The sequence below is a fragment of the Tardiphaga sp. 20_F10_N6_6 genome (assembly GCF_052076045.1).
Classification (GTDB): Bacteria; Pseudomonadota; Alphaproteobacteria; order Rhizobiales; family Xanthobacteraceae; genus Tardiphaga; species Tardiphaga robiniae.
The window spans coordinates 6,143,455-6,165,548 of record NZ_CP197239.1; the positions used below are offsets into that span (position 1 = coordinate 6,143,455).

At 60.3% G+C, this 22,094-nt stretch carries 21 protein-coding genes; 11 read left to right on the forward strand and 10 right to left on the reverse strand.

Features of this window, described 5'->3' with window-relative positions:
- Window positions 1-35: 35 nt before the first annotated feature.
- Complete coding sequence (locus AB7813_RS29295) at window positions 36-2,387, forward strand: bifunctional salicylyl-CoA 5-hydroxylase/oxidoreductase (protein ID WP_439063294.1); 2,352 nt, start codon at window positions 36-38, stop codon at window positions 2,385-2,387.
- Between the two features lie 137 nt (window positions 2,388-2,524).
- A complete protein-coding gene (locus tag AB7813_RS29300) occupies window positions 2,525-3,775 on the forward strand; it encodes a flavin-dependent oxidoreductase (protein WP_439063295.1) in 1,251 nt (416 codons plus the stop codon).
- 94 nt (window positions 3,776-3,869) lie between these two features.
- Here AB7813_RS29300 and AB7813_RS29305 read toward each other — a convergent pair whose 3' ends face one another.
- The 6 genes from AB7813_RS29305 to AB7813_RS29330 form a co-directional block, all read right to left on the reverse strand.
- Window positions 3,870-4,325: a cupin domain-containing protein gene (locus tag AB7813_RS29305; RefSeq protein WP_089267419.1), complete on the reverse strand. Its 456-nt coding sequence runs from the start codon at window positions 4,323-4,325 to the stop codon at window positions 3,870-3,872.
- A 60-nt stretch (window positions 4,326-4,385) separates the two neighbouring features.
- Complete coding sequence (locus AB7813_RS29310; protein WP_089267418.1) at window positions 4,386-5,084, reverse strand: ABC transporter ATP-binding protein; 699 nt, start codon at window positions 5,082-5,084, stop codon at window positions 4,386-4,388.
- On the reverse strand, window positions 5,084-5,836 hold the full coding sequence (locus AB7813_RS29315) for an ABC transporter ATP-binding protein (protein WP_439063296.1): 753 nt from the start codon (window positions 5,834-5,836) through the stop codon (window positions 5,084-5,086). Before AB7813_RS29315 ends, AB7813_RS29310 begins: the two co-directional genes overlap by 1 nt.
- Window positions 5,833-6,822 carry a branched-chain amino acid ABC transporter permease gene (locus tag AB7813_RS29320; protein ID WP_184514561.1) on the reverse strand — a complete coding sequence of 330 codons (990 nt, stop codon included), beginning with the start codon at window positions 6,820-6,822 and terminating at the stop codon, window positions 5,833-5,835. The genes AB7813_RS29315 and AB7813_RS29320 overlap by 4 nt, the downstream gene beginning before the upstream one ends.
- Before the next feature lie 12 nt (window positions 6,823-6,834).
- A complete protein-coding gene (locus AB7813_RS29325) occupies window positions 6,835-7,755 on the reverse strand; it encodes a branched-chain amino acid ABC transporter permease (RefSeq protein ID WP_089267415.1) in 921 nt (306 codons plus the stop codon).
- A 102-nt stretch (window positions 7,756-7,857) separates the two neighbouring features.
- Window positions 7,858-9,033: an ABC transporter substrate-binding protein gene (locus AB7813_RS29330; RefSeq protein ID WP_439063297.1), complete on the reverse strand. Its 1,176-nt coding sequence runs from the start codon at window positions 9,031-9,033 to the stop codon at window positions 7,858-7,860.
- Window positions 9,034-9,372: 339 nt separating this feature from the next.
- Between AB7813_RS29330 and AB7813_RS29335 the strand changes: the two genes are divergently transcribed.
- The 4 genes from AB7813_RS29335 to AB7813_RS29350 all read left to right on the forward strand — a co-directional run bounded on the left by AB7813_RS29335 (window position 9,373) and on the right by AB7813_RS29350 (window position 13,013).
- Entirely contained in the window at window positions 9,373-9,879 is a 507-nt protein-coding gene (locus AB7813_RS29335; protein ID WP_184514565.1) for a MarR family winged helix-turn-helix transcriptional regulator, read from the forward strand.
- A 19-nt stretch (window positions 9,880-9,898) separates the two neighbouring features.
- Window positions 9,899-10,708, forward strand: coding sequence for an alpha/beta hydrolase (locus AB7813_RS29340; protein WP_441228902.1), 810 nt, complete (start codon window positions 9,899-9,901; stop codon window positions 10,706-10,708).
- Window positions 10,709-10,852: 144 nt separating this feature from the next.
- Complete coding sequence (locus AB7813_RS29345) at window positions 10,853-12,520, forward strand: AMP-binding protein (protein WP_439064593.1); 1,668 nt, start codon at window positions 10,853-10,855, stop codon at window positions 12,518-12,520.
- 34 nt (window positions 12,521-12,554) lie between these two features.
- The gene (locus AB7813_RS29350) at window positions 12,555-13,013 is read left to right on the forward strand and encodes a RidA family protein (RefSeq protein ID WP_089267412.1); all 459 of its coding nucleotides are present in this window, start codon (window positions 12,555-12,557) and stop codon (window positions 13,011-13,013) included.
- Between the two features lie 6 nt (window positions 13,014-13,019).
- On the opposite strand, the gene AB7813_RS29355 is transcribed toward AB7813_RS29350, so the two are convergent.
- The gene (locus AB7813_RS29355) at window positions 13,020-13,820 is read right to left on the reverse strand and encodes an AraC family transcriptional regulator (RefSeq protein WP_244528438.1); all 801 of its coding nucleotides are present in this window, start codon (window positions 13,818-13,820) and stop codon (window positions 13,020-13,022) included.
- 63 nt (window positions 13,821-13,883) lie between these two features.
- Between AB7813_RS29355 and AB7813_RS29360 the strand changes: the two genes are divergently transcribed.
- Window positions 13,884-15,062, forward strand: a complete 1,179-nt coding sequence (locus AB7813_RS29360; RefSeq protein ID WP_089267410.1) for an MFS transporter — start codon at window positions 13,884-13,886, stop codon at window positions 15,060-15,062.
- A 239-nt stretch (window positions 15,063-15,301) separates the two neighbouring features.
- The gene (locus AB7813_RS29365; RefSeq protein WP_141137173.1) at window positions 15,302-16,402 is read left to right on the forward strand and encodes a helix-turn-helix transcriptional regulator; all 1,101 of its coding nucleotides are present in this window, start codon (window positions 15,302-15,304) and stop codon (window positions 16,400-16,402) included.
- A gap of 229 nt (window positions 16,403-16,631) precedes the next feature.
- Here AB7813_RS29365 and phaZ read toward each other — a convergent pair whose 3' ends face one another.
- Window positions 16,632-17,855, reverse strand: a complete 1,224-nt coding sequence (phaZ, locus tag AB7813_RS29370; protein ID WP_439063300.1) for a polyhydroxyalkanoate depolymerase — start codon at window positions 17,853-17,855, stop codon at window positions 16,632-16,634.
- Window positions 17,856-18,034: 179 nt separating this feature from the next.
- On the opposite strand from phaZ, the gene AB7813_RS29375 reads away from it, so the two are divergent.
- Together AB7813_RS29375 and AB7813_RS29380 are read left to right on the forward strand one after the other, a co-directional pair.
- Window positions 18,035-18,688, forward strand: a complete 654-nt coding sequence (locus AB7813_RS29375; RefSeq protein ID WP_439063301.1) for a glutathione S-transferase family protein — start codon at window positions 18,035-18,037, stop codon at window positions 18,686-18,688.
- A 274-nt stretch (window positions 18,689-18,962) separates the two neighbouring features.
- Window positions 18,963-20,102 carry a hypothetical protein gene (locus AB7813_RS29380; protein ID WP_439064594.1) on the forward strand — a complete coding sequence of 380 codons (1,140 nt, stop codon included), beginning with the start codon at window positions 18,963-18,965 and terminating at the stop codon, window positions 20,100-20,102.
- Between the two features lie 49 nt (window positions 20,103-20,151).
- Here the strand turns inward: AB7813_RS29380 and AB7813_RS29385 are convergent, their stop codons facing one another.
- The gene (locus AB7813_RS29385) at window positions 20,152-20,361 is read right to left on the reverse strand and encodes a hypothetical protein (protein ID WP_309946718.1); all 210 of its coding nucleotides are present in this window, start codon (window positions 20,359-20,361) and stop codon (window positions 20,152-20,154) included.
- Between the two features lie 118 nt (window positions 20,362-20,479).
- On the opposite strand from AB7813_RS29385, the gene AB7813_RS29390 reads away from it, so the two are divergent.
- Entirely contained in the window at window positions 20,480-20,860 is a 381-nt protein-coding gene (locus tag AB7813_RS29390; protein WP_374725678.1) for a hypothetical protein, read from the forward strand.
- Window positions 20,861-20,872: 12 nt separating this feature from the next.
- Here the strand turns inward: AB7813_RS29390 and AB7813_RS29395 are convergent, their stop codons facing one another.
- Window positions 20,873-22,066, reverse strand: a complete 1,194-nt coding sequence (locus AB7813_RS29395) for an ABC transporter substrate-binding protein (RefSeq protein WP_439063302.1) — start codon at window positions 22,064-22,066, stop codon at window positions 20,873-20,875.
- Between the last annotated feature and the right edge of the window lie 28 nt (window positions 22,067-22,094).

Consider the following 22,094-nt stretch of genomic DNA (forward strand, 5'->3'; position numbering starts at 1 on the left):
AATATCTCCATCCAGGCACGACTGCGGAGGCTGTCATGAAGATCGCGATTATCGGTGGCGGGCCGGCGGGCCTCTATTCTGCGATCCTGCTGAAGAAGCAGCGGCCGCAGGCAGAGATCACGGTCTATGAGCGCAACCGCCCTGACGACACCTTCGGTTTCGGTGTGGTGTTCTCCGACGCCACCCTCGACAATTTCGAGAAATATGATCTTCCGAGCTATCAGCGCATCACCCAGGAATTCGCGTACTGGGATGATATCGCCGTGCACTTCCGCGGCACTGTCCACCGCGTCGGCGGCAACGGCTTCTGCGGCTGTTCGCGCCGTACGCTGCTGATGATCCTGCAAGATCGTGCCCGCGAACTCGGCGTCCATCTGCTGTTCGAAGTCGATATCACCGACGAAGCGCGTTTCGCCGATGCCGATCTGATCGTGCTGGCTGATGGCATCAACAGCCACTTCCGTAACAAGTATATCGAGCACTTCGCGCCCGAAGTGGATTTGCGTTCGAACAAGTTCACCTGGATGGGCTCCACCAAGCCGCTCGATGCCTTCACCTTCCTGTTCCAGGAAACCGAGTGGGGTCCGTTCATCGCCCACGCCTATCAATATGAGGCGGGCCGCTCGACCTGGATCTTCGAGACCGATCCGGAGACCTTCAGGCGCGCCGGCCTCGAAGGCCTCGGCGAGCAGGAATCTGCTGATCGCATGCACGATATCTTCAAGGGCTTCCTCGGCGACCACAAGCTGCTGATCAACCGTTCGATGTGGCGCAACTTTCCGATGATCCGCAACAAGCGCTGGGTCAAGGACAATATGGTGCTGCTTGGCGACGCCAAGGCGACCGCGCATTTTTCCATCGGTTCGGGCACCAAGCTCGCCATGGAAGATGCCATCGCGCTGCATGATGCGATGGCGAAGGCGCCCACTGTCGAGGCCGGGTTGCACGATTACGAACACGGTCGCCGCGAGGAGGTCGAGAAGATCCAGCATTCAGCGGATGTGTCGCTGGTCTGGTTCGAGCACGTGGATCGCTTTTGGGATTTCGACCCCGTGCAGTTCGCCTTTGGCGTCATGACCCGTGCCAAGGCGATTACCTACGATAACCTGACGCTGCGCGCGCCGGACTTCGTCAAGGAAGTCGACAAGTCGTTTGCGCAGAAGGTGCGCGCGCAGGGCTTCGACGTCGATATTGATAAGCCGGAAGTGCCGATGTTCCAGCCGTTCAAGATGCGGGATATGGTGCTTGCCAATCGCGCCGTAGTGTCGCCGATGTGTATGTATTCGGCGGAAGAGGGCGTGCCGAACGATTTCCATCTGGTGCATTACGGCTCGCGTGCCATTGGCGGCGCAGGTCTCGTCTTCACCGAAATGGTCTGCGTCGGCCGCGACGCGCGCATCACGCCCGGCTGCGCAGGTCTCTGGACCGACGAGCAGGAAGCGCAGTGGAAGCGCATCGTCGATTTTGTGCACAGCACGTCGGCTGCGAAGATCTGTCTGCAGCTCGGCCATGCCGGCCGCAAGGGCGCGACCAAGCTGATGTGGGACGGCATGGACCGTCCGCTCGCCGATGGCGCGTGGGACATCGTCTCGGCGTCGCCGCTGGCTTACTATCCGGATAGTCAGGTGCCCGCGGAAATCGATCGCACCGGTATGGACCGCGTCAAGGCGGAGTTCGTGGCCGCCACGATCCGCGGTGAGCGCTGTGGCTTCGACATGCTTGAGATGCATACGGCGCACGGCTATCTGCTGGCGAGTTTCCTGTCGCCGCTCACCAACAAGCGCACCGATGAATATGGTGGCTCCCTGGAGAACCGTCTGCGCTTCCCGCTCGAAGTGTTCACGGCGATGCGTCAAGCGTGGCCGGCACACAAGCCGATGTCGGTACGTTTCTCGGCGACCGACTGGGCCGAAGGTGGCAACACCGGTGACGATGCGGTGCAGATCGCCCGCGCCTTCGCCGAAGCCGGTGTCGATCTCGCCGATATCTCGACAGGCCAAACCGTCAAGGAGTCGCGTCCGATCTACGGCCGCATGTTCCAGACGCCGTTCTCGGATCAAGTCCGCAACGAGGCCCGCGTTGCCACTATGTGCGTCGGCAACATCACGTCCGCCGATCAGGTCAATACGATCCTGGCCGCCGGCCGTGCGGACCTCGTCGCGCTTGGTCGTCCGCACCTGACCGACCCGTCCTTCACCATCAAGGCGGCCGCCTGGTATGGTGCAAAGGATGCCTATTGCCCGCCACAATATATGCCCGGCAAGGATCAGATTTTCCGCAACAGCGTCAGGGACAAGCAGGATTTCGAAGACCTGAAAATTAAGGCTAAGCCGAAGACCCGCGCCGAGATGCGGGCGGAGGCCGCCAAGCCACTTGCGGCTGAATGACTGGGCATGCGAGTTTATTGATCACAAACGTAGGGTGGGTAGAGCGAAGCGAAACCCATGACTGCGGCGCGTATCGTTGATGGGTTTCGCAAGGGCTCTACCTATCCTACGGCATTGTATCGAGTGGAGTTGAGCTGATGAAAGCAATCATCGTGGGCGGCGGCGTTGGCGGTCTGACCACCGCCTTGATGCTGCGGGCGCGGGGCATCAATTGCGAACTCTACGAACAGGCTGACTCAATCCGCGAACTCGGCGTTGGCATCAACACGCTGCCACACGCGATCCGCGAACTCGCTGGTCTCGGTCTGCTCGATCGCCTCGATGCGGTGGCGATCCGCACCGATGAGCTGCATTATCTCAACCGTCACGGGCAGGAAGTCTGGCGCGAGAAGCGCGGCTTCGGCGCCGGCCATGACGTGCCGCAATTCTCGATCCATCGCGGCCGCCTGCAGAGTGTGATCCATCGTGCGGTGGAAGAGCGCCTTGGCGCCGAGGCGATTCACACCGGTCGTCGCCTGGGCCACTTCACGCAAGACGAAGGTGGTGTCACCGCTTATTTCTTCGATCGCAATAACAACCATGTCGAAACCGCGCGCGGCGATATCCTGATTGGCGCTGACGGTATCCACTCCAAGGTTCGGAGCACGCTGTTCCCGAATGAAGGACATCCGGTCTGGAATGGCCTGATGCTGTGGCGCGGTGCGCGCGACTGGCCGGCTTTCCTCAGCGGCAACTCGATGATCGTCGCCGGCGGTCTCCACGCCAAGGTCGTGGTCTATCCGATTGCCGAAGGTGAGACGCCGGGCAACCGGCTGACCAATTGGGCCGTGCTGGTGAAGACCGGCGAGGGGGGCACGCTGCCGCCGCGCCGCGAGGACTGGTCACGTCCCGGCAAGCGCGACGAATTGATGCCGCATGTGGCGCGTTTCAATGTGCCGCATATCGACGTGCCGGCGCTGATCACGGCGACGCCTGAGTTCTGGGAATATCCCTGCTGCGACCGCGATCCGCTGCCATACTGGTCGGGTGGCCGCGTCACCCTGCTCGGCGACGCCGCACACCCGATGTATCCGGTCGGCTCCAACGGCGCCTCGCAGGCGATCCTCGATGCGCGCGCGCTGGCCGACTCGCTGGCCCATGCCGAACATCCGCGCCAGGCGCTGATGGCCTATGAGCGCAAGCGCCTGCCGATGACCGCGGAGATCGTGCGCTCCAACCGCCGCGGCGGTCCGGAAGGCGTGATCGATGCTGTCGAGCAGATCGCGCCGGATGGCTTCGACAATGTCGAGAACGTTCTGAGCTACGCGCAGCGTGAAGCGATTGTGAAGGGCTATGCGCACAAGGCTGGCTTTGCTGCGCAGCCCGGGCTAGCGGTGGTGAACGGCTGATCCAACCGCTACACGCGCGATCAAGTTGATACGAAAATGGCCGGGCTTTGCCCGGCCATTTTGCGTTGGTGTCTGAAGCTAAAAGCGCCGCGCCTTACGCGCCGGGAGGCGGCGGCAGGAAGTGGATGTTGTATTCGGCGGCGAGCGCCACCACGTCCTCGGGCTTCTGTTCTTTCATGTTGTGGATCGCCCAGAACAGGTCATAGAGCCGGCGGCTCGGCGAAACCCAGAACAGCACTTTGGCGTTCTGATCGGACTTGTTGAAGATGCCGTGCGGAATGCCGCGCTGCAGCCGCACCAGATCGCCCGGCGTGGCCGAAGTTTCGGAGCCGCCGAGGAAGAAGTCGAGCTTGCCTTCGAGGATGTAGAGATACTCATCCTGGTCGGGATGGATGTGCGGCGGCACGAAGGTGCCGGGCGGGAAGGTGGCGTGCCACGAGAACGAATCCTCGGTGCAGTTCTTGGGCACATATGTCTGGCCGAGGATGTTCCAGGTGATGCCCTGCATGCCTTCATTGGCGCGGGTGATGCCGGCGATCTCGGTTTTCATGGTTGGTCCTTCCTTGGGTCACGCATTACGACGCGTCGGGTGGTACTCGAAAACAGTTGATCAAACGTGGAGGAAACGGTCCTTTACGGTGGAGTCGCTCTTCAGTTGCTCGGATGTGCCGGTCCACACGACGCGGCCCTTTTCGATCACTACATGACGATCGGCGAAGCCGGCGAGCGCATCGACATTCTTGTCGATGACCAGAATGGACTGACGCTCGGCCTTGAGCTTCTTCAGGCAATTCCAGATCTCAAGGCGGATGAGCGGGGCGAGGCCTTCGGTGGCTTCATCGAGAATGAGCAGCTTCGGATTGGTCATCAGCGCGCGCCCGACCGCTAGCATCTGCTGCTCGCCGCCCGACAATTGCGTGCCGAGATTGCTGCGGCGCTCCTTGAGGCGTGGAAAGAGCTCGTAGATCTTGTCCAGCGTCCAGCGCGCCGGCGGATGCCGCACGGCGGCGGTGGCAACCAGGTTTTCTTCCACGGTGAGCGTCGGGAAGATCTGGCGGCCCTCGGGCACGAGACCGATGCCGGCCTGGGCGATACGATAGGACGGCAAGCCGGCCATCGGCTTGTCGTCGAAGGTGACGGTGCCACCGGTTGGATGAATCAGGCCCATGATGGCGTTGATGGTGGTGGTCTTGCCCATGCCGTTGCGGCCGAGCAGGGTAACGACTTCACCGGCATTGATGGTGAGCGAGATATCGAACAGCACCTTGGCCGCGCCGTAAGCAGCCTGAAGATTTGAGACTGAGAGCATCAGGCGGCCTCCTCGCCGAGATAGGCAGCGCGGACTTCCGCATTGTCGCGAATGCTCTGCGGTGAACCGGACGCGATGATGCGGCCATAAACCAGGACCGAGACCCGGTCAGCCAGCGCGAAGACGGCGTCCATATCGTGTTCGATCAGCACGATGGGAAGCTCCTTGCGCAGCTCCTGCAACGTGTTGATCAGTCGCTGCGATTCATCGTGGCTGGTGCCGGCGAGCGGTTCGTCGAGCAGCAGCAGCTTCGGCTTTGCAGCCAGCGCAATGGCGATTTCGAGCTGGCGTTTCTCGCCATGCGACATCTGCCCAGCCGGCACGCCTGCGCGAGCGGCGAGGCCGAAGCGCGACAGCAGGGTCATGGCGGTGTCGTTCAGCGCCGGCTCCTTGGATGCATTGCCGAAGAAACTGAAGCTCGAGCCGCTGCGCGCCTGCACGGCGATGGCGACATTCTCTAGCGCCGAGAAGCGTGGCAGGATCGAGGTGATCTGGAACGAGCGCACCAGGCCCATCCGCGCGCGCTCCGCCATCGGCAAACGCGAAACGTCCTGTCCATCGAAGATGATACGGCCGGAGTCTGATTGTGCATGACCGGAGATCTGGTGGATCAGCGTGGTCTTGCCGGCACCGTTGGGGCCGATGATGGCGTGCAACTCGCCGGCTTCGATGTTCAGCGACACATCGTCGGTGACGCGCAGGGCGCCGTAGTTCTTGCAGATGTTCTGCAGCTGAAGCGGAGCGCTGCTCATGACTTGCTCCCGAACAGTCCGGTGATGCCGCCGCGGGCATAGAGCACGACGAGAATGAGGATGGGTCCGAAGATCAGTGCCCAGTTCTCCGTGTAATGCGACAGGATATCTGCGAGCAGGCTGAACACGGCTGCGCCGATGATCGCGCCATGCAGTGAGCCGAGACCGCCGAGCACGAGTACGAAGATCAAGTCGCCAGAGCGCTGCCAGGCCGTATAGGCCGGGCTGACGAACTCGGTCTGGTTGGCCAGCAAAAAGCCCGACACGCCAGCAATCATGCCGGCAATGACATAGGCCGTGAGCTGATAGCGATACGGCGCAAAGCCGATCGCCTCCATGCGCACGGGATTCTCGCGAATGCCGCGTAGCACCCGACCGAAGCGTGACGCGACGATGGCGCGGAGCAGCAGATAAGCGCCGAGCAGCACGCCGAAGGCGACGTAATACATCGCCACATCGTTCTTCAGGAACTTCGAGCCGAAGAACATGCTGCGCGAGGCCAGTGTTAGCCCGTCGTCACCGCCATAGGCAGCCAGCGAAGTGCCGAGGAAGAACAGCATCTGGCCGAAAGCCAGCGTGATCATGATGAAATAGACGCCCTTGGTCCGCAGCGAGATCGCGCCTGTGAAGAGAGCGAAGATGAGCGAGACACCAAGCGCCACCGCAAGCTGGATGAAGCCGTCGGTGATGCCGTGGCTGGAAAGGATCGCGACGCTGTAGGCGCCGAGACCGACATAGGCGGCATGGCCGAACGAGATCATCGCGCCGTAGCCGATCAGCAGATCGAGCGACATGGCGGCGAGCGCCAGGATCATGATGCGCGTGACCAACGCCAGGATGAAGCTCTGCGATCCCCACAGCACCGAGAGCGGCACCAGGGCGAAGATCGCGAAAACGATCAGCGGCAGCACATAGGCGCGGCTAGTACGCAGCGGCGTTGCGAGGGCAGGCGAAGCGGGGGTGTCGAGGTCGACGAGATTGTTCATGGTCTGCTCCCGTTACTGCTTGGACGGGAACAGGCCGGATGGCCGGAAGAACAGCACCGCAGCCATCAGGATATAGATCAGCATCGGCGCAATGGCGCGGCCGGTCTGGCTGGCCGCCGAGGGATCGAGCAGCAGCTTGAGCAGCGTGGGCGCGAAGAAACGTCCGAGCGTATCGACGAGACCTATCAGCAGCGCCGCGATGAAGGCACCGCGGATCGAGCCGATGCCGCCGATGACGATCACCACGAAAGCAAGAATGAGCACATTGTCGCCCATGCCGGGCTCTACCGAGAGGATCGGTGCAACCATGGCGCCGGCGAAGCCCGCGAGCATGGCGCCGACGCCGAACACGATGGTGAACAGCAGGCGGATGTTGACGCCCAGCGCGGAGACCATGGCAGCGTTGCTGGCGCCGGCACGCACGAGCATGCCAAGCTTGGTCTTGTTGACGACGAGATAGAGCGCGAGGCCGACAGCAAGACCGACGGCGATGATGACGAGACGCCAGACCGGATAGAGCATGCCGTCCGTGATCTCGACCGCGCCCGACAGCGCGTCAGGAATTGCAACATTTAGCGGCGCAGCGCCCCAGATGTATTTGACGGCCTGATTGAGGAAGATGATGACGCCAAAGGTCGCGAGCACCTGATCGAGATGGTCGCGATCATATAAATGTCGAAAGATCAGGACCTCCAGCAGGAGCCCGAAAATCAGGGCTGCTGGTAGCGCCAGTGCGAGGCCGGCGACGAAACTTCCGGTCATGGCGGTGAAGGCGGCGACAAGATAGGCGCCGACCATGTATTGCACGCCATGTGCAAGATTGATGAAGTCCATGACGCCAAACACCAGCGTGAGGCCGGCGGCGATCAGGAACAGGATCAATCCGAACTGCAAGCCGTTCAGGATCTGGACGAGGGCAAGCGTGAGGGTCATCAGATAACTTGGTTTCTATACTGAGATAAACACGGGCCGATAAAGCACCGGGCCGTCCCGCCTTCGCGGCAACGGCCCGGTGATGAGTGATCGCCAGGGCGATTACTGCGCAGCGCAGTCCTTGGCGTAGCGATCGCTGTAGTTCGAGAACACCTTCTCGACGATCTCGGTCTGGAACTTGCCGTCAGCGCGCTTGGCAACCTTGGTCAGGAAGAAGTCCTGAACGGGGTAACCGTTGTTGCTGAACTTGAAGCCGCCGCGGATCGACGGGAAGTCGGCCTTCTTCATGGCTGCAGCCACCTTGGCCTTGTCCGAGAGGTCGCCCTTCACGGCAACGACGGCGCTGTTGATCAGCATGGCCGCGTCGTAGGACTGGAAGGCGTAGGTCGCCGGCACGCTGTTATAAGCTTTCTCGTATTCTGCCACGAACTTCTTGTTCTGCGGAGTGTCGAGGGTCGGTGCCCAGTTCGAGCCACCGAACATGCCGATCGCCGCGTCCTGCTGAGCCGGCAGCGTCGATTCATCGACGGTGAAGGTCGACAGGAACGGAATGCGGTCGAGCAGGCCGGCCTGCTTGTACTGCTTGACGAGGTTCACGCCCATGCCGCCCGGCATGAAGGTGAGCACGGCATCAGGCTTCATCGAAGCGATCTTGGAGAGTTCGGCCTGGAAGTCGAGTGTGCCGAGCGGGATGAAGGATTCCTCAAGGATCTCGCCCTTGAAGTCCATCTTCACGCCGGCGACGAAATCCTTGCCGGCCTGATAGTTCGGGGTCATCAGATAGATCTTCTTGTAGCCGCGCTTCTGGGCGACATTACCGAGGATCTGGTGGATCTGGTCGTTCTGATACGACGTCACATAGAAGTACGGATTGCACTCCTTGCCCGCGTAGCTCGACGGGCCGGCATTCGGAGAGATCAGGAAGGTCTTGTTCTCGGTCACCGGCTTATGGATCGCGCCCAGGATGTTGGAGAAGATCGGACCGACCACGAAGTCGACCTTGTCGCGCTCCAGCAGACCCTTGACCTTGGTGACGGCGACGTCCGGCTTGAGTTCGTCATCAACAACGATGACTTCGACGTCCTTGCCGCCCATCTTCCCGCCGAGATCCTTGACAGCGAGGTTGAAGCCGTCGCGGGCCTGCTGTCCGAGCACGGCACCGGCACCCGACAGCGACACGATCACGCCGACCTTGATCTTTTCCTGAGCCATGGCCGGGATGGCCGAAACGCTCATCATCAGGGCGGCCAAACCGGCCAATTTGAGAGACTGCTTCATTAACTTCTCCTCCACTCGGCCGCGACAGGCAGCCGAAAAACGTGCCAACCCAGAATTCTGTTCTTTTGCCTAGATTATGCTCACGACGGGCGCAGCCGCAAGCAATGTAAATGACTTCCAGGCGTCAGAAATCAGCCGAATACCCTATGCAAACCGTAGGCCAATTTATTTGAACCTTAAAGAAATATTCAAAATCGACGGCGGTCAAGGCTGCGGCGTTTTGGCTTGCGGTCGGACGGAAATTCCTTGAAGGTCAAAGGATCGGTATGGGGCGGTACGAGATTGTGGATTGCCGGTCTCTCGGCCGCCGCAGGAGCTTCAAGCAGGTAAGATTGCATCATGATTCTCGATTCCGAGACCAAGGCCGTCGAACTTCCCGATGATCACGGCGATGAGCTGCGCCTGTGGCTGCGGCTCCTGACTTGTACGACGTTGATCGAGGGTGAAGTCCGCAGCCGCTTGCGCGAACGCTTCGATGTCACGCTCCCGCGCTTCGATCTGATGGCCCAGCTCGACAAGGTGCCGGACGGTATGACCCTGTCGGATGTCTCGAAACGGATGATGGTGTCGAACGGCAATGTCACCGGTCTGGTCGAGCGCCTCGTGGAATCCGGCCATGTCGATCGCCGTACCTCTGACACCGATCGCCGGGTGCAAGTGATCCGGCTCACCAAACTCGGTCGCGCCGAGTTTCGCAAGATGGCCGAAGAGCACGAGACCTGGATCGCCGAAATCTTCACGGATTTGGCGCCGAAGGATGTTCGCGAACTGATGCGGCTGCTGGCCAAGACCAAGGCTTCCGCGCAGAAGGCGGCGCAAAAGGCAGCGAACGGCAAGGCGCCGTAAACGCGACGCGGTGAGTGCAGTGATCGATCTCGAAGCCGAATACAATAACCGCGCAAAAGTGCCGGAAAGCTCTGCGCTGATCGCCGGCTGGGCACAGGACGCCAAAGCCTATCGCGACAGCGGCGTGCCGATGCGGGCCATTCCATATGGCTCGGGCGCACGGCACAGGATCGACTACTTTCCCGCCGGCGACAAAGGTCCGATTGTCGTCTTCATTCACGGTGGCTACTGGCAGGCGCTGGATGCCTCGTTCTTCAGCCATCTGGCGCGTGGGCTGAACAGCCATGGCATCAGCGTGGTGATCCCCAGCTACGATTTGTGTCCGAACGTCTCGGTCGGTGATATCATCGCGCAGATGCGTGCGGCGACCCGAGAGCTGGCGAAGCTCGGCAGGCGGCTCGTCGTGTCGGGCCATTCGGCGGGCGGTCATCTCGCGGCCTGCATGCTGGCGACGGATTGGCGCGCGCTCGATTCCGCGCTGCCGCAGGACCTGATTGTCGGCGCCTATGCGATCTCTGGGCTGTTCGATCTGGCGCCGCTGGTGCCGACGTCCATCAACAATGCATTGCATTTGAATGATGCCGGCGCCCGTGAGGTCAGTCCGTTGTTCTGGCCGGCGCCTTCGCACGGATCTCTCGATGCCGTGGTTGGTGGCGACGAGGGTGTCGAATATTTGCGGCAGAGCCAAAGCATCGTCGACGCCTGGGGTGTCCATATTCCCGCGCGCTTCGAGGCGCTTCCCGGCGCAAATCATTTTACCGCCGTCGCGCCACTGGCCGATCCGCAGTCCGCCATGGTGCTGCGGCTGAAGGCGCTGGCCACGCTTTAGGCTGACTTGCCTAAACAATCCGCGCAAATCGACGTTGTCAGCCGAAAATTTCGGCGTGCCGCAAGACTCCGCAGTTGCGGAAAACTGTTTTAAGTCTAAAATGATATTTGGATGACGTTGCCGGGCATCTGACGTGACGGGAGCATTGCAATGGCCGCTGATACTCAGCTGACAAAGCCTTATACGGCGCATGTTGATACGTTTGCGCGGGACAATATGCCCCCGCCGGAACAGCTACCGGAGTTTCTTTTCACCCGGCCAGAATTTCACTATCCACCGCGCATCAATTGCGTGGTGCCGTTTCTCGATCGCTGGGTTGCTGAAGGGCGCGGCGATGCGCCGTGCATGATCGGGCTGAACGAGAGCTATACCTATCGCGAACTCTATGAGCTCGTGAACAAGATCTGCAACGTGCTGGTCAACAAGCTCGGTCTTGTTACCGGTGGCCGTGTGCTGCTGCGGTCGGCCAATAATCCGATGATGGTTGCGACCTATCTCGCCATCATCAAGGCCGGCGGCGTTTGCGTGTCGACCATGCCGCTGCTGCGCGCCAAGGAACTGTCCTATCCACTGCAGAAGGCGAAGATCTCGCTGGCGCTCTGCGACAGCAAGCTGTCCGACGAGATGGAGAAGGCCAAGGCGGTTTCGCCTGAACTCAAGCGCGTCGTCTATTGGGGGGCCGGTGAAGCCGAACTCGACAAGATGATCGCCGAGGCCAGCCCGGAATTCACCGCCGTCGATACGGCCTCGGATGATATCTGCCTCATCGCCTTCACGTCGGGCACAACGGGCGACCCGAAGGGCACCATGCATTTCCACCGCGACATGCTCGCGGTGTGCGACGGATTCGCACGCAATGTGCTGCGCGCCAGTCCGGAAGATCGCTTCATCGGTTCGGCGCCGCTGGCCTTCACGTTCGGCTTCGGCGGCGTGCTGTTTCCGCTGCATATCGGTGCGTCCTTCGTGGTGCTCGAGAAGGCCGGCCCGGACGAGCTGCCTCTGGCTGTTGCCAAGCACAAGGTCACGGTCTGCTTCACCGCGCCGACCGCCTATCGCGCGATCCTCGGCAAGATTGATCAGTACGATCTTTCGACGCTCCGCAAATGCGTGTCGGCAGGCGAAACGTTGCCGAAGGGCACCTATGATGCATGGCTGAAGGCGACCGGCATCAAGCTGATGGATGGCATCGGCGGCACCGAAATGCTGCACATCTTCATCTGCGCCATTGAGGAAGAAATCCGCCCGGGCTCGACCGGCAAGCCGGTGCCGGGCTATGTGGCCAGGATCATTGACGACGAAGGCAACGAAGTGGCGCCGGGCACGCTAGGCCGTCTCGCCGTCAAGGGCCCAACGGGTTGCAAATATCTCGCCGATCCGCGTCAACTGAAGTTCGTGCAGAACGGCTGGAATATCACCGGCGATACCTTCCTGATGGATGAGGATGGTTACTTCTGGTACCAGTCACGTTCTGACGACATGATCGTGTCGGCGGGTTACAATATTGCCGGCCCCGACGTGGAAGCTGCGTTGCTCACCCATGAAGCCGTGGTCGATTGCGGCGTTGTCGGTTGCCCCGATGCCGATCGCGGTATGATCGTAAAGGCTTATGTCGTTCTCGCTCCCGGTCAGGCAGGGAGCGACGCGCTGGCGACCGAGTTGCAGAACCACGTGAAGCGCGAGATCGCGCCTTACAAATATCCGCGCGCCATCGAATTCGTGACGCAACTGCCCAAGACCGAGACCGGCAAGCTGAAGCGCTTTGCGCTTCGCCAGCAGGCTGCGGCGGGCGCGTCACCGACCGTTGCCGCATAAGTTTGAAGACGTTTCTTTCAGGGAGGATTGCCCGGTGAATGCACCAAAGGGCCCGACATTGACCGTGGTGCCAAACGCAAAGGGCGATGTTGCAGCATCCGTTTCGCGCGCATTGCAGCCGAGTGGCTGGCCGAAGCCCAAAGGCTATGCCAACGGCATGACGGCAGATGGCCGCATCGTCGTGACCGGTGGTGTAATTGGCTGGGACGCCGAGGAGAAGCTGAAGCCGGATTTTGTATCGCAGGTGCGTCAGGCACTGCAGAACATTTCCGACATCCTCGCGGAAGGTGGCGCGAAGCCCGAGCATCTCGTGCGGCTGACCTGGTATGTCGTCGATATGGAAGAATATCTCGGCAATCTCAAAGCGCTCGGTCAGGCCTATCGCGAGATCTTCGGTGCACACTATCCGGCAATGGCGCTGGTGCAGGTCGTGCGTCTGGTTGAACTCGCTGCGCGCGTCGAGATCGAAGCGACTGCGGTGGTGCCGCGCTAAGCGGCGCTACTTCGCCTCGATAAACTCTGTCGGGCTCTTGCCCGTCACTTGCCGGAACGCGTGCGAAAACGCCGAGAAGCTGGCATAGCCGAGATCGGCAGCGAGCTGCTTCACCGACACGTTGCGGTTCATCGATAGTCGTTCGATCGCCTCTGCGATCCGGGCGCGTTGACACCAGCTCTTGAAGCTCAATTGCGTCTCTGCCGAAAAAAGCCGCGATAGTGTACGTGCAGACGTGCCGACGGTGCGCGCCAATGTTTCGATCTCGTAAGTCTGCGTCGGATCGGTCAGCACCATCTCCGCCGCACGTCGGCAGCGCGGCTCTTGCGGCAGCGGCATGAACGTCGCGGGATCGCCTGCCTGATGCAGTTCGAGCATGGCAATCTCGATCAACAACCGATTCCGTGCGACGTCATCGCGCCCATCGAACAGCGCCAGGATCGACTCGTGCAACAGGCGCGACACGCGAACCACGAACTCCGCTGCGAGATCGCCATTGCGTCGATCCCGCGCCAGCCAATCGACGTTGAAATACAGCGAGCGCATCTCGATGTCGGCCAGAACGTCGATGGCGTGGGGCAGGTGGGCCGGCACCCAGACCGCGCGATCCGGTGGCACCAGCCAGCGGCCCTTTGGAGTCGTGACCTGCATAGTGCCCGCAGCGGCGAATACGAGTTGCGCCTCGCGATGGGCATGAGTGTCCAGCCGGATACCCTTGGGGTAGCGCGTCGCCAGGATGTGGACACCGTCCGTCGCCGGGCGCCGTCGCTCCGATAAGTCCAGGATTGGCGGTTCTGCGACATTCATTGGCAACATCCCGTTAGAGCAAGCTCATATAACGGCATTCCAAGGTTGCCAAGGAATCGATTCATGAACGTCCCCAGCCGGGTCATCACCCTCGTTAATGTCGCCCATTTCATCGACCACTACGCGATGCTGATCTTTGCGGCAGCGGTGCTCGTGATGGGTCCGGCCATGAATATGACCTATACCGAGTTGCTGCCCTATGCGACGCCGGGCTTCATGGCGTTTGGAGCCGGCTCGCTGGTGACTGGCTGGCTCGGGGACCGCTGGAGCCGTCGCCACATGATGGTGATCTTCTTCTACGGCATCGGTCTGTCGATGATGGCTGTCGGCCTGGTGCAGACGCCTTTGCAGCTTGGTGCGGCGCTGTTCTCGGTTGGCCTATTCGCGTCGATCTATCATCCGGTCGGCACGGCGATGATCGTCTCCTATGCCGACAAGCTCGGCAGCGCGATGGGCATTAACGGCGTGTTCGGCAATTTCGGCGTGGCATCTTCCGCACTGATCACCGGCGTACTTGGTCAGTTCCTCGGCTGGCGCTGGGCCTTCATCATTCCCGGCCTCGTCACTGTTGCAGCTGGTGTTGTCTTCATGCGCGAGGTCGCACATGAAGATCGCTCGGGATTCAAACAGGCTGCGGCGCAAGCGCGCGTCGCGAAGTCCGACATGTGGCGTGTGATCCTTGCACTGTTGGTCACGGTGGTCGCGATCTCCACCGTCTTCAACGCCATCACCGTCGCGCTGCCAAAACTGTTTGCCGAGCGTCTGTCCGACATGACGGACAGCCCGGCATTGCTCGGCATTATTGCCGCCTGCGTCTACGTCTTCGGCGCGGCAACCCAGTACAACATCGGCAAGCTGATCGATAAGCACTCGCTGAAGGCGGTGAGCGTTCCATTGTCGCTGGTGCTCGCGCCGTTCCTGTATTTCGCAGCGTCGCAGTCGAACATCTCACTGATTGTCGTCGCGATTGGAATCATCATTGGTCTGTTCGGGCAGATAACCGTCAACGAGGCGATCGTCGGCAAGTATACAAGCGAGGAGTGGCGGTCGCGCGCCTACGCCGTGCGTTATTTCGTTGGCTTTACCGCAGCGGGAGCCTCGGTCGGGCTTGTCGCGTGGTTGTACGAGCAGGGTGGCTTCATCATGATGTTGCACGCCTTTGCCGCCTTGTCGGCGCTGGTGATCGTCGCTGCATTGATTTTGCCGCGGGAGTTGCCACCGGCAAAAGCACCTCTGGCGTAAAACTTCTCGCTTTACACTGGCGAGCAGCGCGGGACCGGTCTAGTTAGGCGGTGAATACCATTCGCCTCCTGAACGGCGGCTGGCGAAAGTGGCATTTCGCGCACATCAGCATCGTGGTCGCAGATTTCCGAATGGTCTCGGGAATTGTCTGGTGTCTGCGGTGTTGCATGATGGGTGCTGCTTTCTCACCGTGATGACCGAGACGCGAGCCGCCGGAAACCGTTTTGCTGGATACGTCCGTGAATTTTGAAACGCTCGTTGACGAGATTTATGAAGCGGGAGTTTTGCCGGAGCGTTGGCCGCAGGTGTTTGATCGCCTGGCGGAGATGGCAGATGCCGAAGGTGCGATGATTTTCGCATCCGCGCCTGGCATTCCGCGGTGGACGTCATCTGAGAGAATTCGCGAGCGGATCGATCGTTGGACCAAGAGTCCCTATGCGACCAAGAATCCACGAAGCGCCAGACTAATCGCGGAAAACGAGCCGTGGTTTCTGACGGACCTGGACCGTTTCACGATGGAAGAACTCGACAATGAGAGCTTCTATCGGGACATTCTCCGGCCGGCGGGTCTCGGCTGGTGCGCCGGTACCTCGGTACGGTCTCCCTCCGGTGATACGCTCGTGATTTCGGTGGAGAAGGCTTATGCCAAGGGGCCGGTTGAACGCGCTGTGGCGGATCAACTGGATGGCCTCCGGCCTCATCTGGCCCGTGCGGCGGTGTTGTCCGGTCGTCTGGGCTTCGAACGCGCCCGTACGGCGGTTGCAACACTTCAGATGATTGGCCTTCCCGCGAGTGCTGTCAGTCAGGAGGGGCGCGTTATCGCGGCCAATCCTGGGTTCATTTCCAGCACGACGATTGTCGGCATTGGCGCGCAGGATCAGGTGCAGTTCGCCTCGCAGGTCGCTCAGACCATGTTTATCGAGGCGCTGAGCAAGCCCTTATCTCTGTCGAAAACGGGCCGTTCAATTCCAATTTCTGGGACTGAGCACAGCCCACCCTTGATCGCGCATGTGCTGCCGCTCCGTTTGGCTGGTCTCGATGTTTTTGCGGGCGCTATGTCGATCCTGCTCCTGACGCCGATCACCCACCAGCAGCGCAGCCCGGGTCCGGAGCTTCTGCAGGCTTTGTTCGATTTGACGCCGGCTGAAGCGCGGATCACCAGCCTTTTGATCGATGGCAACTCAGTCACCGCCATCTCGAAAATGCAGAGCGTCAGCCTGAATACCGTGCGGACCCAGCTGAAATCCGTCTTCTTGAAAACTGGCGTCGAGCGGCAGGTGGACCTGGTTCGGCTTCTGGGCCAGCCGCGAGTTCAATTGATCCCGGACCGGGACGCCTGAAAAATCCACGAAAAAGGCCGGCACGATGGCCGGCCTTGATGCGTAAGTATGTCCGGTGAAAAATCGTGCAGTCGTCAATACACGGTCCGCCGAAGCGGTAATAAGAAACCGCTGCTATGCTGCTGAAGCAGCGGCGAAACAATTCCCGGTATCGACGTAGGTTATTCCTGCGACATCCGCGTCACCAATTTGGGTGAAGCGCCCGACTATTTGTATACAACGCAGGGTTTCACGAATTCACGTGAACAAAATCCCGCAGCAGCGGGTAGATCTCGTTGTTCCAACGGCGTCCGCTGAATACACCGTAGTGGCCGACACCGGCCTGCATGTGATGGACTTTGCGATAGGCGCGAACGCCGGTGCAGAGATCCTGGGCTGCTAGAGTCTGGCCGATCGAGCAGATATCATCCTTCTCGCCCTCGACCGTCATCAGCCCCATGCGCTTGATCGATGCGCAGTTCACGGTCCGGCCCTTGTAGGTCAGCTTGCCTTGCGGCAACAGATGCTCCTGGAACACATCGCGGATGGTGTCGATATAGAACTCTCCTGGCAGATCCATCACGGCGAAATATTCATCATAGAACGTCTTGATGACTTCCGCCTTCTCGGTCTCGCCCTTGGCGAGATGATTGGCGAGATCGACATGTGACTTGATGTGCCGCTCGAGATTCATCGAGACGAATGCAGTCAACTGAATGAAGCCGGGATAGACCTGCCGGAACGCGCCTTTGCACTGGAACGGCACGTAGTTGATCATGTTCTCTTCGAACCACTTCAACGGCTTGCTCTTGGCGAACTCGTTGACCTTGGTCGGCTGAATGCGCGTATCGATCGGGCCCGCCATTAGTGTCAGGCTTGCCGGGCGGGCGGGGTGATTGTCTTCCGACATGATAGCTGCTGCAGCCAGCGCCGACACGGACGGCTGGCAAATCGCGACCATGTGCGAACGCGGGCCGAGCTCATTCATGAATGTGATCAGGTGCTCGGTATACTCGTCGAGGCCGAACTTGCCCTGATTGAGCGGTATGTCACGCGGGTTGTGCCAGTCTGTGATATAGACATCGTGATCCTGCAGCAGCGTCTTCACGGTGCCGCGCAGCAGCGTCGCGAAGTGGCCGGACATTGGCGCCACCAGCAGCATGCGGGGCTGCTCCGGTGCATTCTCTTTCTTGAAGTGTAGCAGCGATCCGAATGGCGTCTTGAAGGTGACTTCTTCCGTCACCTCATGCTCGCTGTTACCGACCATCACCTTGCCGATATCGAATTCGGGCCGATGATAGGTGAGGGCGGAGCGCGAGATCAGCTCAAGTGCTGCCGCGAGGCGACCGAACAGTTTCTCGGAGGTGCCGGCCGGGACGAGATTGAGGTACTTCAATGCGGCAGACGCACCGGTGCGCCAAGGTGCTGTCAGATCCATGTGATTCTGGTAGGCCTGATACATCATTGACATCATCCGGAGCTATCCCTGCTGTGTTGCTATGCAATATTGAAGCCAGAGAAGAGTCAATTCGTCTGGAAAACTGGCACGTGGTTTGCTGAATAAAATTAAAGCAGCACAAGCAATGGGCAGCCGGGAACCGGTTACCCCGAGGGCTGACGGGCTGCCTGGGTTCGGGCGTAAGGGGATAAGTCATGGCCAACGCAACACTCACCATCAGCAGCAAGAACTACTCGTCGTGGTCATTGCGAGGGTGGCTGCTGACAAAATTCTCAGGCCTTGAGTTCGACGAAGTCGTTACGGCGCCGGACGATGCCTCCGCCAAGGCCGAGATCCTGTTGCTGTCCTCATCGATCCTGGTGCCCTGCCTGCGCCATGAAGGGGCGGTGGTCTGGGATACACTGGCAATCGCCGAATATCTCAACGAGATCATGCCGGAAGCTAAGCTATTGCCGGCGGACCGCATCCTGCGGGCGCATTGCCGCTCAATTTCGGGCGAAATCCATTCCGGCTTCACGACATTGCGGGCATCGCTGCCGGTCAACATCAAAGGGCATTTTCCGAACTTCAAGATCTGGTCGCGGGCACAAGCCGATATCGACCGGATCTGCACGATCTGGCGCGAGTGTCTGTCGAAGTCCGGCGGCCCTTTCCTGTTCGGCACCCGCAGCATGGCGGACGCCATGTATGCGCCGGTGGTGACGCGCTTCGCGACCTATGACGTCAAGCTCGATCCGCAGCTATCAGCCTATGCCAGCATGGTGATGAACCTGCCCGAAATGCAGGAATGGATTGCCGCGGCCAGGCAGGAGCCTACCGATATCGAAGAGCTCGAGGTTGAGTACTGATTGATAGTTTGGCAACGCCCCGCCGGCTCACGGATCGGGCACGGCGTGCTCAACTTGTATCCAGAATTTGTAGTGCTTGCCCGGGGATTTGCGCGGTTTGGCCGCCAGATCACCTGCTAACGAGCGCGATTGGTATCAAAACGCCTTTGACGCCAGCTGGCGCGATTTTCGCATAGCAGCAATTTCTCGCGAGCCGCATTGCGTTGGCTGCCGATCGATTGCACGCCAATCACAGTTCGGTCCCCGGGTGTTTTTAAACACGTTGGAGGATCCCATGAATGTACATGCTGCGATCGACCTCAAATGGCCTGGGCTTAAGCACCCGAACGGCGATCCTCTCCGCCTGAATCATGGGGATTTCGTAGCGATCGATCGGCACAAGGACACGACATACGAGGCGACTTATCGCCCGCAGGCACTTTATAGCCGCGCCAATGAGGGCTTTCACGCCAACAACGAAACTTTCCTGCTCCATGAGGTCGCGACCAATCTGCCGATCTATCGCGAAGATACTGGTCCTACCGATTTCCATCTCCACCTGCCACCAGGCGGCTTCCAGCTCGTGCTGGTTACGTCGGGCATGTTCACCTTCGATTACGATGGGCGCTTCTACAATGTCGGCCCTGGCGCAGTGATGCTGCAAAGCGCGATCGTGCATCGTCAGCTGTTCTACACCTGGTCGGGATTGTCTACCGAGGAGAACCTGAAGACGCCGCAGACGGTGGTGCCCGATCCCCTCTCCATGGGCTACTCCGGCAAGTTTCTCGAAGCCTTCGTGACGGATCCGACGACCTTCCCGAACCCGACAATCGTGGGTCCGGATCAGATCAACGAAGCTGAAACGCCACGTATGGCCTGGACCCATGCGCTGCATGATCGCCCGGATGATGCAGGCTTCTGGCTTCAGGACCCGCTGGCACTGGATGCGCTCTTCAAGCCGCTGGTTGATGACAGCATCAAGTCGGCGGCGCCCGTCTATGTGCGCGATATTGGCATCGAGGCTCCGAGCGGTCATCTTGTTACGGGTCATATCATCGCAACCGATCCGCATGGCAAGTCGCTCTTGCCGAAGAGTTCAGCGCCGGCCGTGGATGCCGCTTCTTTCGCGAGAGGTGAGGTTGTCGTCTATCGCGTCATTCGCGGCACGGCCGAATTCGTGGATAGTGCTGGGAAGACGTTCGAACTTGCCGCCGGTGATGTCGTGACGGCGGGCAAGAATTCGACCAGTCTCATCGGGATGGGCGAAAATACGCAAGTCCTTCGGCTTGGCCTTCTGAAGGGCATGGAGCAGCTTCGAAGCTGGACGCCGACCCAGCGCGATGAAATCGACGGCCTGGCGGCCAAGATCATTACACAGAAGGACATTCGCCCCCTGCGGACCGAGGGCAAGCCTGTCGGCTATCTATACGCATAAGCGCCGGTCGGCGCAGTGCACCGCCGCCCCTGAAGCAGGCACACGGCCATCACGATGTACGTGACAGCCGCCATCCGACCACGCGTGCCTCGACCATGCTGCCCGTCTCGGCATTGCGCCATTCGCCATCCGTGAACACGCAAGGGAAGGGCAGTTGATAGGTGCCGCTGTGGTCCTCGCACAACACTTGCACCGCCTGATCAGGCTCAGGATCACCCTGGCCATCGAATTCGGCTAGCCGTCGTTCACGCGTCGCCATGAGGTGCTCCGGTCCAAGGAACGGGCGGACATCTTCTTCGTTTCCATCACACCTGGTTGACAGCCGGGCGCCAGCACCGCTTGGTCTTGGCGGCATGACGGACATGATGGGGAAAATGATGCGCGGCCGAACAATCCTAGCGATGACATTGCTGACCATTTTGGGCGCCGCCAAGGCGCAGGCGCAGGATGTGCCGGGAATCGAGATCTGCACGGTCGAAAAGACCATGGAGCGCCGCACCAGCTGCCTGCAAAGCAACGTCAATTTCCTCCAGCAGACGCTGGGGAAGCTGCGGCTTGATCAGCAACAGCGGCTTGATGCGACCAACCGTCAGGTCGAGGCGCTGAAGGCTACCGTCGTTGCCCTGCAGAAAACGGTGGAGGAGCTGCAGGCGGCGCAGAAGAAGCCGGCGCCGGCTGCGAAGGAAGCTCCAGCTGCCGCGAAAGACGCGCCGGCGGCCAAGGATGCACCAGCGCCTGCCAAGGATGCAGCGAAGTAGGGCGCTCTCGTCCTACTCGCTGCTCAGCACGGGTCCGAACAGTTCCCAGCGTTCGCCCTTGAAACGCATCATCTGCAACTGCTGCAGCGGGCTGTAGTCGGTTGGGCTGGTCTTGACGCGGGTACCGGGCAGGAAGATACCGACCTCATAGTCGAGACTGGTGGCCTGCTTCATCACGTTCTCCCGTGTGAGCGTGTCGCCGCAACGTTCGAGAATATGTGCCAGTGTGCGCGCGATGCCGAAGCCGTACAGCGTGTAGATGTCGTTCTTGTCGCCGTCGGGATAATACTTGTCCATGAAGGCAAGCCATTCCTTGATGGTCGGATCGTCCTTCCACTGCGGATCGGTGGGGTCCTTCATATAGGCTGCGCTGATCACGCCCTGCGCATTGTCGAAGCCTGCGGGCTTGATCACCGAGCCGACCGATTGCGACACGTTGACCAGCATCTGCACCGGTTTCCAGTTCAGCTCGGCCACCTTCTTGATCGCCTGCGCGGCGAATTTCGGCGAGGCGATGTTCAGGAACACATCGGGATTGGCGGTCCTGATCTGGACGATCTGCGAATCTACTGTCGGTGAGCTGGTCTCGAAGCTCGCCTGTACCGTGATCATCTTGTCAGCCTTGTCGCCGAGCCCTTCGCGCACGCCGCTGAAATAGTCCTTCCCCATGTCGTCGTTCTGGAACAGCACGCCGATCCTGGCATCGGGATGGTTCTTCAGGATCCATGCGGCCCAGATGCGCCCCTCATTGTGGTAGCTGGGCGACCAGCCCATGGTCCACGGGAAGTGCTTTGGGTCGGCCCATTTCGAGGCGCCGGACGATACGAACAGATGCGGCACCTTCTTGATGTTCATGTATTTCTGGATCGCGGAATTCGTCGCGGTGCCCAAGGGATTAAACAGCAGCAGCACTTCGTCGCTCTCGACCAGCTTGCGCGCCTGTTCCACCGTCTTCGGCGGCGAGTAGGCATCGTCATAGCTGATGAAATTGATCTTGCGGCCGTTGATGCCGCCCTGATCGTTGATCATCCGGAAATAGGCGGCCTCCGATTTTCCGATCGAGGCATAGGACGATGCCGGCCCGCTATAGGGCATGATGTTGCCGACCTTGATCTCGGTGTCGCTGGCGCCGGGATCGTATTTCTTCTGCGCGTGAGATGGCGTGGCCAGCGCGCCGAACATGAGCGCGGAAAGCGCGAGAGTCATCCCGCGGGGCAGTGTCCTGTGCATCGCT

What these genes read in the sequence shown, in the direction of transcription:
- AB7813_RS29360 (WP_089267410.1), top strand. Translation starts at nt 13,884, where the DNA reads ATGAACGTCCCCAGCCGGGTCATCACCCTCGTTAATGTCGCCCATTTC.
- AB7813_RS29325 (WP_089267415.1), bottom strand. Translation starts at nt 7,755, where the DNA reads ATGACCCTCACGCTTGCCCTCGTCCAGATCCTGAACGGCTTGCAGTTC.
- AB7813_RS29395 (WP_439063302.1), bottom strand. Translation starts at nt 22,066, where the DNA reads ATGACTCTCGCGCTTTCCGCGCTCATGTTCGGCGCGCTGGCCACGCCA.
- AB7813_RS29315 (WP_439063296.1), bottom strand. Translation starts at nt 5,836, where the DNA reads ATGAGCAGCGCTCCGCTTCAGCTGCAGAACATCTGCAAGAACTACGGC.
- AB7813_RS29305 (WP_089267419.1), bottom strand. Translation starts at nt 4,325, where the DNA reads ATGAAAACCGAGATCGCCGGCATCACCCGCGCCAATGAAGGCATGCAG.
- AB7813_RS29295 (WP_439063294.1), top strand. Translation starts at nt 36, where the DNA reads ATGAAGATCGCGATTATCGGTGGCGGGCCGGCGGGCCTCTATTCTGCG.
- AB7813_RS29310 (WP_089267418.1), bottom strand. Translation starts at nt 5,084, where the DNA reads ATGCTCTCAGTCTCAAATCTTCAGGCTGCTTACGGCGCGGCCAAGGTG.
- AB7813_RS29390 (WP_374725678.1), top strand. Translation starts at nt 20,480, where the DNA reads ATGCGCGGCCGAACAATCCTAGCGATGACATTGCTGACCATTTTGGGC.
- AB7813_RS29355 (WP_244528438.1), bottom strand. Translation starts at nt 13,820, where the DNA reads ATGAATGTCGCAGAACCGCCAATCCTGGACTTATCGGAGCGACGGCGC.
- AB7813_RS29380 (WP_439064594.1), top strand. Translation starts at nt 18,963, where the DNA reads ATGAATGTACATGCTGCGATCGACCTCAAATGGCCTGGGCTTAAGCAC.
- AB7813_RS29335 (WP_184514565.1), top strand. Translation starts at nt 9,373, where the DNA reads ATGATTCTCGATTCCGAGACCAAGGCCGTCGAACTTCCCGATGATCAC.
- AB7813_RS29385 (WP_309946718.1), bottom strand. Translation starts at nt 20,361, where the DNA reads ATGGCGACGCGTGAACGACGGCTAGCCGAATTCGATGGCCAGGGTGAT.
- AB7813_RS29300 (WP_439063295.1), top strand. Translation starts at nt 2,525, where the DNA reads ATGAAAGCAATCATCGTGGGCGGCGGCGTTGGCGGTCTGACCACCGCC.
- phaZ (WP_439063300.1), bottom strand. Translation starts at nt 17,855, where the DNA reads ATGATGTCAATGATGTATCAGGCCTACCAGAATCACATGGATCTGACA.
- AB7813_RS29330 (WP_439063297.1), bottom strand. Translation starts at nt 9,033, where the DNA reads ATGAAGCAGTCTCTCAAATTGGCCGGTTTGGCCGCCCTGATGATGAGC.
- AB7813_RS29320 (WP_184514561.1), bottom strand. Translation starts at nt 6,822, where the DNA reads ATGAACAATCTCGTCGACCTCGACACCCCCGCTTCGCCTGCCCTCGCA.
- AB7813_RS29375 (WP_439063301.1), top strand. Translation starts at nt 18,035, where the DNA reads ATGGCCAACGCAACACTCACCATCAGCAGCAAGAACTACTCGTCGTGG.